Source organism: Embleya sp. NPDC020630, from assembly GCF_044334985.1.
Taxonomy (GTDB): Bacteria; Actinomycetota; Actinomycetes; order Streptomycetales; family Streptomycetaceae; genus Embleya.
The window spans coordinates 604,576-615,981 of sequence record NZ_JBIRUB010000004.1 but is presented as its reverse complement, the minus strand read 5'-3'; the positions used below and the strand labels follow the sequence as shown (position 1 = coordinate 615,981).

Below are 11,406 nucleotides of genomic sequence, written 5' to 3'. Positions count from 1 at the left end.
TACCGACGGCCGTCGCCGCATCAGCCGTTTCGACCTCAACGGCCGGCGCGACCGCTGTGGCCGCTTCGACCGACTCGGCCTCCACGGCCGGCACGACGGTTGTCGCCGCTTCGGCCTCCGCAGCCGGTACGACGGCCGTCGCCGCATCAGCCGTTTCGACCTCAACGGCCGGCGCGACCGCTGTGGCCGCTTCGACCGACTCGGCCTCCACGGCCGGCACGACGGTTGTCGCCGCTTCGGCCTCCGCAGCCGGTACAACCGCTGTGGCCGCTTCGACCGGCCCGGCTTCGGCGGCCGGGACAACGGCCGATGCCGCTTTTGCCGGCTCGTCCGCGTCGCTCGACTCGGCTTCGGCAGCCGGTGCGGCGTCGGGAGCCTCGGTCCCCGCCGTCGGCGGCGCCGCAGGGCGCGGCGGCGGGGCGGCCACCGGCGTGGCCACGGCGGGCGCGGGCTCGGCCGAGGGCGCGGGAGCGACCGGCGCAGCCGCCGTCGCGCTCTCCACCGGAGCCTGCGGGACCGGCGGCGCGCCGAGCGCGGTCTGCGCCGGCGGCGCGAACCCGCCGGGCGCACCGGGCGCGGCCGGCACCGGCGGAGCGAAGTACTGCCCGGTCGGCGCCTGCGCCGGATAGGCCGCCCACGGCGTCGGTGCCCCCGCCGGGAAACCGCCCGCCGCTCCCGGAGCCGGGACCAGCCCCGACGCGAACGCCAGCGCCTCGCGCTCGTGCTGGAACGTGGTGATCTTCCGAACCACGAAGATCGCCGCGACCGCCGCGAGGATCAGCACGATGTCCGCGGCCCCCGACAGGATGTCGATGGTCTGCAGCCGATCGGCGTCCGACAGGTCGATGTCGTCACCCAGCGGGTAGGACAGCCGGCTCGCGAAGAACAACACCGACGCGCCGACCAGCAGCACCCACCAGGTCCACAACAGCGGCAGCCGCCCAGGCGTACGACCGCCGCGCTCGGCGGTCCGGGGATCGCTCGCGCGCCACACGTCGTGCAGGATCAGCTTCGGGAACCACAGGCTCACCACCGGCACCAGCCAACCGCCGACCGCCCACCCGGTGGACAGGTGCTGCTTCGACGGGCCGAACAGGTCCACGTTGGCACGGGCCCGATACATCCAGATGATGAACAGCACCGCCGTCGCGATCATCGACAACACCAGGAACGTGATCGCCGCCGCGACCAGCGAGTCCGAGTCCTCGGCCCGGGTGCGCAGCGAGTCCGTGACACCGAGGTCGCCGGCGTCGACGATCTGCCGGAGCACGTCGGCCCGGTGGAAGAACGCCGCCGCGCACAGCCCCGCGAACACCGCCGACAGCGGCAGCAGGATGTACAACGTCACGGCGAGGCCGCGCAGCGAGCGGAACGGCTGCGGCATCCAGCCCCCGAAGGGCGAGGCCGGATACGCCCCGGGCATGCCGTAGGGCGCCTGCGGCGCGAACGCACCCGGCGCGGGCGGATAGGCGCCCGGATACACCCCGGCGGGATACGCCCCGGTGGGCGCGGGTGCGGGCGGAGCGTACGGATCCGGCGGCGTGGGCGCCGAGGGCGCCGCCGGGGCCGCGGTCGACCCGGTGACCACGGGGGCCGACACGGCGCCGGCCTGCTGCGGCGCGACGGCCGGGACGGCGCCGCAGTACGAACAGCGGTCGGCCCGCGTAGACCAGGTGTCGCAGGCGGAACAGTGCACGGATGAACGTCCTTCGATCGCGTGATGCGGTGGAGACTTCGACGGGTCGGGCGAACCGACCGGGAGGGGTGGTCACCGGTCTCGGGGTCACCGGGTTGCATCCACCCGTGCCGCATCATGCCGTGCCCGAGCGTCACACGGGAACGCGGAATCGATTCGGGGCACTTCCGGGCGCGTCGCACCGGCGCGCGGGGCGCGCTCGCGGCGGCCGACGCGGGGCCGCCCGGGCCGGCCGCGCCGATCGGCCGCCTCCTACAATGGCGTCCTGACCCGCGCGCCGATCCTCAAGCAGGTGCCGCGGTCGCGACCCCGGAACGAACACGTGAGCCAGCCTCCCCCCATCGCCCACCTCGGCGGGCGCTTGGCCACCGGACTGCGGGACGTCACCCGCGACCCGGCAGCCCTGGACTCGCACGGCTTCTGGGCCGTGGTCGCCGACTTCGAGGGCGACCCGATCTGCGCCCGCTTCGACCACGTGCGCCCGGCCCCGCTGCCCGCCGCCCCGTGGACCGGGCCGCCCGCCCACACGTGGACCGACTCGCTCGGCGCCGACGCGTACCGCGCGGGGGTACGCCGAATCCGCGAGTACATCGCCGCAGGCGACGTGTACCAGGTCAACCTGTGCCGCATGCTCAGCGCCCCGCTGCCCGCCGACGCCGACATCGTCGGCCTGGCCGGCCGGCTCGCGCTGGGCAACCCCGCCCCGTACGCCGGGGTGATCCGACTGCCCGAATACGGCGTCCACGTCGCGTGCGCGTCGCCGGAGCTGTACCTGCACCGCGTCGGCGACCGGGTCAGCTCCGGCCCGATCAAGGGCACCGGCCGAACCGAGGCCGACCTGCTGCCCAAGGACCACGCCGAGAACGTGATGATCGTCGACCTGGTCCGCAACGACCTGGGCCGCGCCGCCGCGATCGGCTCGGTCACCGTGCCCGAGTTGTGCGTGGTCGAACGGCATCCGGGCCTGGTCCACCTCGTCTCCACCGTCGCCGGCACGCTGGCCCCCGGCGTCGGCTGGCCCGAACTGCTCGCCGCGACGTTCCCGCCCGGCTCGGTCAGCGGCGCCCCCAAGAGCAGCGCGCTGCGCATCATCGAGGAGCTGGAGCCGGTCCCGCGGGGCCCCTACTGCGGCGCGATCGGCTGGGTGGACGCGGACCGCCGCGAGGGCTCGCTCGCGGTGGGCATACGCAGCTTCTTCGTCCGCGACGGCCGACTGTGCTTCGGCACCGGTGCGGGCATCACGTACGACTCCGACCCGCAGCGCGAGTGGGAGGAGACCCGCCTGAAGGCGCGGAACCTGCTCGCGGTCGCGACGGGGGAGTATCGGGCGGAGCCGGTCGCGGCCGGGCACCGGACCGACACCGCGGCGGAGCACTCGCCGGCCCCCGCGGACGCCGGCGGCCGGGAGCACCCCGCGAGCCCCGAGCACATCGGCGCCCGCGAGCGCGCGACGGCCCCGGAGCACCCCGGCGAGCGCCCACGGTCCACGGCGCCGGCCGCCCCCGGCTACCCACCCGAGCCCGGAACCGGGCAGGATCGGGCCGCGCGGGATCGCGTCGGACACGACCCCGCGGACACCTCGGAGGGCGCATGAGCAGAATCTGGTTGAACGACCGCCTCGTCGACGACGAACACGCGGTGGTCCCGGTGGACGACCACGGGCTGACCGTCGGCGACGGCGTCTTCGAAACGCTGAAGGCGCGGGACGGACAGGCCTTCGCGACGACCCGGCACCTGGCCCGGCTGACCCGCTCCGCGCGCGGTCTCGGGCTGCCCGACCCCGACCTCGACCTGCTGCGCCACGCGTGCGCCGAGGTGCTGGCGGCCAACCCGCTGCCGGGCACCGCTCGACTGCGGATCACCTACACGGGCGGCGCCTCGCCGCTGGGCTCCGAGCGCGGCGGAGCGACACCGACCCTGGTGGTCGCCCTCGCCCCGGCCAAACCCCGCGGCGAGAGCACCGCCGTGGTCACCGTCCCGTGGACCCGCAACGAGAACGCGCCGACCACCGGGCTCAAGACCACCAGCTACGCCGACAACGTGGTGATGCTCGGCCACGCCGCCCGGCACGGCGCGAGCGAGGCGCTGTTCGCGAACACCGCGGGCAACCTGTGCGAGGGCACCGGCTCCAACGTGTTCGTGGTCCTCGACGGCCGCCTGGTCACCCCGCCGCTGTCGGCCGGCTGCCTGGCCGGCGTCTCGCGCGCACTGGTCCTCGAATGGGTCGGCGCCGAGGAGACCGACCTGCCGCTGACCGCGCTCGCCGACGCGGATGAGGTGTTCCTGACCTCGTCGCTGCGCGACATCCAGGCGGTGCACCGGATCGATGAGCGCACCCTCACCGCGCCCGGCCCGCTCACCCGCAAGGCGATGGAGATCTTCGCCACCCGCGCCGCCGCCGACATCGACCCCTGAGCCGGACGCCGGCCCGCCCCGGCCCCGGCCGCGCCGGTGCGCCGATCCCGCGGTCGGCGCTCCGGCGCAGGTTGACCGGGTCCGCGCGCGGGCAGCACTGCCGATGACGGGGCGCGACATCGGCAAGGCGGGGGGACGCGATGACCACCACTCTGCGACCGGCCGGACCGGGCCGGGACGGCGTGTACTCGATCTGCGCCAACGGCCGATCCGTCGGCGGCGTACACCTGACCCCGCTCGGCCCGTGGGGCACCGGCACCGGATGGATCCTGCACATCCAGGTGCTGCCGTCGCGCCGCCGCCGAGGACACGGGTGCGTGGCGATGCTCGCGGCCGAGGAGATCATGCGCGGCCGGCGCTGTACCCGGATGGCCGCCGCGGTGCCCGAGGGCAACCGCGCGGCCACCGGCCTGGTCTCGGCCCTGGGCTACGCGCCCGACAGCACCCGACTGGTGGCCCCGGTGCGCGCCACCGGCCTGCCGCACGGGGTGCGGATGATGGACACCGACGAACGCGAGGCGTGGTGCCGCGCGGAACTGCACCGCTGCGCGGCGACGTTGCGCGCGGCCGGATGGTCCGAACCCGCCGCCCGGGCCCGCGCGCACGCCCGCCTCGACCACCCCACCGCGCCCGCCCCGTACACGCTGGGCGACGGTGCGGCGGTGTGGGTCGCGCACGGCGTCGTCCTGGCCCTGACCGCGCGCAACCCGGAGGCCGCCGCGACGCTCCTGCGCGCCGCCGGCCACGTGACGGCGACCCAGGGACTGCCCGATCTGGCCATCGACCTGCCCGACGAGGCCCGCACCCCGGAGTTCACGAAGGTGCTCACCGGGGCTCGATTCGCGCCGCGTACGCGTTATTGGGGGAAACCCATCCTGTGAGAAGTCGGGAACATCCCTGATCCTGGGTCTACTCCACGGGGAGGAGACGAGTCGGTCGGAGTCCTCCCCGAGTACCGAACCGACCGTCGATCGTGGTGTTCGAGGAGCGAGACGGCCACGATGGAGGCAGGACGGCAACGGCCGTCGACCGATCCCGTCGACGCCGACCGACAACGAAGCTTCGTAGGTTTCGAACGAGGAGGCCGAGCGCATGTCCGGCGCAGATGTGGTGACCGGCGCGTTGTGCATGGCGCTGACGGGCCTGGGCCTGGTCACCGCGGTACAAAAGGCTCGCCAACGACGTTTCCTGAGCGCGACGCGGTGGACCGCCGCGGCGCTGTTCCCGATCGGCCTGTACCTGACCGGCCTGGCCACGCTGGGCCGCCGGGTGGGCAGCGCGGTCGCCGACTGGGCGACCGACCTCGCCTTCGGCCTCAAGGCGTGGGGCGGCGTCGCGATCCTCGCGTTCGCCGTGATCCTGCTGATGATCACCCGCATGGTCGGCGGAAAGAAGAAGTCCCCGGAGTCGAGCGGCACCGGGTCCACCACCTCCGCCATCTCGTCCGACCTGGCGGCGCTGCTCGGTGACGGCGGTCCGGCGGCGGGAGCGGGCGGTTCGGGCGGCGCGCCGCCGCGCAGCCAACAGCCGAAGCCGGCCGCCGCGCCGCGCTCACGGCGATCGTCGCGCGCGAGCGGGGGCGACGACGAGTTCGCGGAGATCGAGGAACTGTTGCGCAGGCGCGGGATCTGAAGTCGGGGAATCCCGATTTGCGGATTTCACCGAGATACCGTCGGTTACCGCGGGTCAGCGTGAGGTGCTAATCCGTGTCCACGCACAACGGGAGCGATCGGGCATGGTGAATGTGAACGCATTCCCGTGCGGTTGTGTGCGGTTGTGGCCGTGCCGATGCGATGCCTATGCGGCGGGATAGTCCTGCCCGAGTCGCGGCCTATGCGGCGCGCGCCGTGCCGGAAAATGTGTTCGAATGCGCGCTTTCTTTGTGGCGCGCCCGGGTCGGATGCGTATTCGGATCGCCGGGCCGCTCGCGCGCCCGATTGCTCGCCTGCTCGCTCGTCCGACCGTTCGTTCGTCGGGCGGGAGGGACGGCCCGGGGTCGTCGGCGTGGCCGTTCCACCGGTCGGGACGTGAAAACGCTCCGCCGCCCCCACCGTGTGGACGATGGGTGCGGCGGAGCGCTGACGTGTGAACCCGGCGCCGCGGACAGGGGCGTGTCCGCCGTGCCAGAGCTCAGTTCTCGGCGAGGATCTGCGACAGTTCCCGGTCGAGATCGAAGAAGCGGTGCTCGTTGCCGGGGGCCACGGCAGCGTTCGTGCGCTTCAGGAACGACTCCAAGGCCCGTGCGGGCGCTTCGAGCAGGGCCTCGCCCTCCGGAGAGCTGAGGGCGATGCAGACGATGCTCTGTCCGTGGCTCCGAGAGGGCCACACACGAACGTCGCCGGTGCCCGAGGGCTGACGCAGCCCGTCGGCGAGAAGGTCGCGGGCGAAGACCCAGTCGACCGTCTCATCGGCACCCGTGTGGAAGGTCGCATGCACGGCGTACGGGTCCGACGAGTCGTAGCGCAGTCCCGCGGGGACCGGCAATGAGGACTCGCTCGAGACGACGAGGCGCAGGTGCAGCTCACAGCTGACCGTGGTGTTCATAAGCGCCATGGCCTTTCGCTCAGTGTGCGCTCGGGGATTCGCACGTCGGCGTTCGCAACATCCCACCTGCGGACCTCTTGTAAACGTCTCTGCCCGATATACGGGCGTCTGGGTACTCCTTAAGAGCGATGCGGAGGTGTAACGTTCGCCCGCATGATTTCCGGAAGGGAACAGGCGATCGGATCGGGTCGCTCCGATCGCCCGGACCGGCCCGCCCGGGTCGGTCCCCGGCCGTAAGGTCTGCACCGAACCTCTGCCCCCTTGTAGCGTTGTCAAGCCAGGCCGGGCCGAGGTCGGTGCCGGCCCCGGGCGAACGGAGGCATCCGGTGGACGACGGCCGGTACGACGAGAGAGGAAGACGCACGATGGACACGGGGGTCGCGGAGAACAGCGCGCACGCCGCCGGGAAGCCCACCGCCGACCGGGACGACCCGGCCGCGGCAGCGGCATCCGAGGGCGCGACGAACGCCGGCACACCCACTGGGGCGCCCGAGGCGAAACCATTCGGCTCCCGCGCGCCGGCCTTCATCAAGCGCTCCAAGCCGCTGCACATGACCTGGCAGATCGGCGTCGCCATCATCGGCTTCGCGATCATCGTGGGCGGCATCATCATGCTCCCGCTGCCCGGCCCCGGCTGGGCGGTCATCTTCCTCGGCCTCGCCGTCCTGGGCACCGAATTCGTCTGGGCCCAGCGCACGCTGCTGTGGACCAAGGACAAGGTCACCAGGGCCGCCACCCGCGCCCTCGACCCCAAGACCCGCCGCCGCAACATGATCATGCTCGCGATCGGCCTGCTCCTGATCGCCGCCGCGGTGGCCCTGTACCTGTGGAAATACGGCATGGCCCTCCCGTTCTGACCCCGAGCGAGTCGCCCCCAGACCCCGGGCGCCCCCCGCACCCCACCCGCGGAGGGCGGTCACAACCGCCCCCACCCATGCGGTAATGTTCTCCCTGCACCCGGGCGATTAGCTCAGCGGGAGAGCGCTTCGTTCACACCGAAGAGGTCACTGGTTCGATCCCAGTATCGCCCACCAGCTCAGAAGGGGTATCCGCGTCAACGCGGATACCCCTTCTGCGTGTTCGGGAGCCAAACAGGGAGCCACCGAGGTGGAAGTCAGCCCTTGTCGTGTGCCTTGCCGCCCTCGTCCGACGCGTCCTCCGAAGCCTCGCCGAAGATGGCATCCATGGCTTCGGCTCCTTGCGCAATATCCGGCGTCGGCTGCTTGCGATGGACCGGCTCGGTGGTGATTGTGCTGCCGCGATCGACCACCAGGGCGACCACCTCCAGCGAGATACCGTGTTCGGACAGCAGCGCCACGAAGCTTGGTCGAAGCTCGTGCGGGTCCACTCCGCAGCCAGGCGGGCCCGCTTCACGGTCGCCCGGAATCCCCGTCGATGCCGACTGCCGGCACGGCTTTTTTCGTCTGCTCCAAGTGCTGGACGACCGCGCGAGCGGTGTCCGGTGGCGACCTCGGGCGTCCGTCAGGTCTGCGGTCGGGGTGCTCGCGGCGCGTGGTGGCGGCTACGAGGGTGGTGGGCAACGGCGACTGCGTGCGCTTGGGCCCAGGCCCACGGCGGGGGCGCTGCCGGTCCGGTCGGTGCCTGCGGCAGCCGTGCAGGGCAAACCCGGGGGCACGTGCAGGGCCCGGCGGCCGGCATGTGCGGGCGGCCGCCGCAGTCGGAGCGCGCGCAGGTGAGGCCGCCGCCGAACGGGAGCCTCCCGGCCCGCAGCGGAAGTATCGGCGTCTCGGCGACTTGCCGGATCACCGTTCGGTTCGGGCGTTCCCGGCGCTGTCCTGCGTGAGTTCAGGCATGCGCTGCCGGACGTTGACGTGCTTGCCGGCCGGGGCCGGTTCCGCCGCACCAGGAGGGTGATGAGGCGTGGCTTTGCCGGGGTCAAGGCATGCGGAGCCGTGAGGGCTGTCGGAGTCGTCGTGTCGAATAGCCGAGGGACGTATCGCCTGGCAGTTTCGGAGGAGACAACATGGCCGTGTTCGACGACTTCGGTCGTCCGCTTGTTGCCGGCTTCAGCGTCGAACCAACGCCGGGACATGCGGAGCCTCACCACTACGACGTGGTGCTTGCTTCGGCGGGTGGCGGCAAGGGCGTTCCTCGGAACCGGGACTACACCCAGGCGCTCGAGATACTGCTTCGCCGACTAGGCGGTCTACACGGCCGACTGCTCGATGCTGCGGTCGACAGCAGGAACACCACGCTCAAGAACCTTCCCTTGGAAGAGCGGCGTGTGCTCTCGCCTGCCTGGCGTGCCGTCGACCTGTACACCGTCAAAGACTTCAGGGGACTGCGTCTGTCTCTGACGGGTCCGCAGAAGAGGATCGGAGCGAAGCCGGGTGCGAAAGGGGGCAACGAGCGCCGACGTCTCCGACTCACTGTGAACGTCCCGGCTGCCGGGGATGCCGAACGGCTCGAGCAGATGCTCATCCGGCCGGAGACCGTCGAGATCTCGGAGCCGCTCGAAGTGCAGGTCGAGGCAGGCGTCGGGGCCGCTGTTGCTCCCGACCCCGCACCGTACCGATCGGGGGAACCGGATGCCCAGGGGCGTAAGTCGGCTCGAGGGCAGGGTCGTTCGTCGGACAGCGTGGTGAATCGAGCCGTCGAGATGCGGGCGATGCTGTTGGCCGAAGCTCACTATCGCGCCGAGGGCTGGGACGTGACCGTAGTTGCGAACACCAGCAGTTGGGATCTCACGTGCCACAAGGACGGCATCGAAAAGCACGTCGAGGTCAAGGGCATGACCGGCGCCCCTGAAGGTGTCTATTTGACCGCCAACGAAGTCCGGCACGCGCTCTCCTACCCGAACTCCGCTCTCTTCGTCGTTCACGGGATCGTCGTGGACCGCTCCGGCGACGACGTCACCGCCGCCGGTGGCACCGAACTGTGGTGGGACCCCTGGGTCATCGCTCTCGAGCGAGCCACAGCGACTCAGTACCACTACAGCCTCGACGGCCCTGCCTAGCCTCCAGGTCCGAGTCGACCGTGTCGTGCGGGGCCGAGAGGTCTCGGATCACGAAGGCAGCCCGGGGCTCCGGGCGTTCGGCGGGTTTTAGGGCTCGGGTGGGTGTGGGGTCTTTGAAGTATTGACAAGGGTGATGGGGCAGGCCAGGCTCCTGAGCACGTTGTGAGAGCGCTCTCACGGCGTGGGCCCGGCTGCGTCGATGGCGTGTGTTCCGTGTTGCCGGGCCGTTGGTGTCGGGCCGCCATGGACGACCGCACCGCCGCAGTTTTCGTACCGCCGCACGACGTACCTCGCTCATCGCCGTCCCGGATGCAGGGTCACCAGGAGGTCTTTCCATGCGCACGCGCTACGTTCGTGGTCGAGTCAGAGCCCTGTCCGCTCTGTGTACCGCGCTGTTGGTCGGATCCGTTCTCGCCGGGTGTGGGGGTGACGGGGGGTCCGGCTCGGGGGACGGCAAAGTCACCCTGAACGTCGGGTTGTTCGGCACGTTCGGCTTCGAGGAGGCCGGGTTGTACGCCGAGTATCAGCAGACGCACCCGGGCATCAAGATCGTTCAGCACGACACCGAGAAGGAGGAGGACTACTGGCGTACCGTGCAGACCCGGCTCGCCGGTGGGGGCGGGATCGACGACATTCAGGGCATCGAGGTCGGGCGGATCGCCGACGTCGTGCGGAACCAGGCCGACAAGTGGGTGGATCTGAACTCGCTGGGCCTCGCGGGTGGCAATGCCGAGTACCTGCCGTGGAAGAGCAAGGCGGCGACCACCGCCGACGGGAAGGTGCTGGGGGCCGGGACGGACATCGGGCCGATGGCGATCTGCTATCGCAGCGATCTGTTCCGGGCGGCCGGACTGCCCACCGATCGGGAGGAGTTGGCGCGGCGCTGGTCGACGTGGGAGGGATACGTCGAACTGGGGCGGCAGTTCCAGGCGAACGCGCCGAAGAAGACGCACTACCTGGACAGTGTGACCGGGTTGTACAACGCGATCATCGGGCAGCAGCAGGAGTCCTACTACGATGCGGCCGGCAAGCCGATCTACGACACCAATCCGACTGTGAAGCACGCGTGGGACCTCGCTGCGCAGGCCGCCGACGGGAAACTGTCGGCCGCTTTGCAGCAGTTCCAGAGCGATTGGAACCAGGCGTTCTCGGCCGACGGCTTCGCCTCGCTCTCGTGCCCGGCGTGGATGATCGGGTACATCAAGACCCAGGCCGGTGACGCGGGCAAGGGCAAATGGGACGTCGCCGCGGGGCCCGGTGGTACGGGGAACTGGGGCGGCTCGTACCTCGCCGTCCCCAAGGGCGGGAAGCACCACAAGGAAGCGGCCGAACTGGTCGCCTGGCTGACCGCGCCCGAGCAGCAGGCGAAGATGTTCCGGAAGCAGGGGAACTTCCCGTCCAAGACCGGGGCGATCGAAAGCGTCAAGGCGACGATGGATCCCTACTTCAACAACGCGCCCATCGGAGCGATCTTCAGCGCGGCGGCGGAGCGGATGCCCGTGCAGGTCACCGGGGTTCGGCACAACGACATCAAGGACAACATCACCACCGCGCTGACGTCCGTGGAGGCCCAGGGGGTCAAACCGGACGACGCGTGGAAGCGGGCACGCGACGCGGTCAAAAACGCCCTCGCAAGCTGACGACGGCGGCAACGCCCGGCGACGTGCGCGCGGCCGGGGCCGGGTACGAAGGCCGACACCGAGTCGGCGGCCGGCCCCCGGCACCCGAGCCGGGTGGTCGACCGCCACGGCGAGCCGGTGGTCGATTGCCGCGG

General features: G+C 71.5%; 9 protein-coding genes, 1 tRNA gene and 1 pseudogene. 8 read left to right on the top strand and 3 right to left on the bottom strand.

The genetic code is table 11. The features are described from left to right. Positions 1–1,696 (bottom strand): DUF4328 domain-containing protein (locus ACH4XV_RS18740; protein WP_395791056.1); only part of this gene is annotated, 1,696 nt, incomplete at its 3' end. Positions 1,697–2,018: 322 nt separating this feature from the next. Here ACH4XV_RS18740 and ACH4XV_RS18735 point away from each other — a divergent pair. From ACH4XV_RS18735 to ACH4XV_RS18720, 4 genes and pseudogenes are all read left to right on the top strand, one after another. Continuing rightward, positions 2,019–3,041, top strand: a pseudogene (locus ACH4XV_RS18735) (chorismate-binding protein); the annotation flags it as partial. Between the two features lie 245 nt (positions 3,042–3,286). Continuing rightward, positions 3,287–4,111 carry an aminotransferase class IV gene (locus tag ACH4XV_RS18730; RefSeq protein ID WP_395791054.1) on the top strand — a complete coding sequence of 275 codons (825 nt, stop codon included), beginning with the start codon at positions 3,287–3,289 and terminating at the stop codon, positions 4,109–4,111. A 140-nt stretch (positions 4,112–4,251) separates the two neighbouring features. Continuing rightward, complete coding sequence (locus ACH4XV_RS18725; protein WP_395791052.1) at positions 4,252–4,992, top strand: GNAT family N-acetyltransferase; 741 nt, start codon at positions 4,252–4,254, stop codon at positions 4,990–4,992. 211 nt (positions 4,993–5,203) lie between these two features. Then, positions 5,204–5,743 (top strand): hypothetical protein, encoded by a 540-nt coding sequence (locus tag ACH4XV_RS18720; protein WP_395791050.1) that lies wholly within the window; start codon positions 5,204–5,206, stop codon positions 5,741–5,743. A gap of 498 nt (positions 5,744–6,241) precedes the next feature. Here the strand turns inward: ACH4XV_RS18720 and ACH4XV_RS18715 are convergent, their stop codons facing one another. After that, positions 6,242–6,655, bottom strand: a complete 414-nt coding sequence (locus ACH4XV_RS18715; protein WP_026218464.1) for an SsgA family sporulation/cell division regulator — start codon at positions 6,653–6,655, stop codon at positions 6,242–6,244. A gap of 365 nt (positions 6,656–7,020) precedes the next feature. Between ACH4XV_RS18715 and ACH4XV_RS18710 the strand changes: the two genes are divergently transcribed. Continuing rightward, complete coding sequence (locus tag ACH4XV_RS18710) at positions 7,021–7,512, top strand: TIGR02611 family protein (RefSeq protein WP_395791048.1); 492 nt, start codon at positions 7,021–7,023, stop codon at positions 7,510–7,512. Between the two features lie 102 nt (positions 7,513–7,614). After that, a tRNA-Val gene (locus tag ACH4XV_RS18705) sits at positions 7,615–7,689 on the top strand. A gap of 80 nt (positions 7,690–7,769) precedes the next feature. Here the strand turns inward: ACH4XV_RS18705 and ACH4XV_RS18700 are convergent. Continuing rightward, positions 7,770–7,973, bottom strand: a complete 204-nt coding sequence (locus tag ACH4XV_RS18700; RefSeq protein ID WP_395791046.1) for a hypothetical protein — start codon at positions 7,971–7,973, stop codon at positions 7,770–7,772. 666 nt (positions 7,974–8,639) lie between these two features. Here ACH4XV_RS18700 and ACH4XV_RS18695 point away from each other — a divergent pair. Then, on the top strand, positions 8,640–9,632 hold the full coding sequence (locus ACH4XV_RS18695) for a protein NO VEIN domain-containing protein (protein WP_395791044.1): 993 nt from the start codon (positions 8,640–8,642) through the stop codon (positions 9,630–9,632). Between the two features lie 335 nt (positions 9,633–9,967). Further along, a complete protein-coding gene (locus ACH4XV_RS18690) occupies positions 9,968–11,272 on the top strand; it encodes an extracellular solute-binding protein (RefSeq protein ID WP_395791042.1) in 1,305 nt (434 codons plus the stop codon). Positions 11,273–11,406: the final 134 nt, after the last annotated feature.